We start from the raw sequence: 463 nt of genomic DNA, 5'->3' as shown, positions 1-463 counted from the left end.
CCCCACCAACTGCCCAAGGTCATTCCAGGTCAGGCGCTGACAGCTGTGATCCGGATACCAAACCGCTAAAAGCTGCCCGCGCTTGTCATAGCTGTACTCGGTAACATTGCCGTCCGGATGAGTCTGGCGGGTGATATCGCCCTGATCATTACGCTGGTACTTCCAGACCGCCGCACCCCGGCGCATGACCCGTACGAAACCATGCTCATACTCGTAGGCGGTAGGCTCGTCATCCCCCGGAAACAGCGCCACCAAGCGCCCAGCCTCGTCGTACTGATAGGTCGTAATCGCGCCGAGGGGATCCTGCTCAACCGTCAGCCGACCCTGGGCGTCGTAAGACTTGAAATGCTCGCCGCCGTCCGGATCAACCCGCTGCACCAGCCGTGCGCGCGGGTCATGCACATAGACTTCCTGGCTGCCATCGACGTTGAGCAGGGTGACGCGGCCGTGGTCATCCCAGACA

The 463-nt window shown here is 61.6% G+C and carries 1 protein-coding gene; it reads right to left on the bottom strand.

What is annotated here, in order from left to right:
- The coding region (locus BHC62_RS03890; protein WP_143007479.1) for an RHS repeat protein at positions 1–463 on the bottom strand (463 nt) is incomplete at both ends.

The organism is Pseudomonas sp. 06C 126, from assembly GCF_001855215.1.
Taxonomy (GTDB): Bacteria; Pseudomonadota; Gammaproteobacteria; order Pseudomonadales; family Pseudomonadaceae; genus Aquipseudomonas; species Aquipseudomonas proteolytica.
The sequence above is the reverse complement of the archived record's forward strand: the minus strand, read 5'-3'. Positions and strand labels throughout refer to the sequence as shown.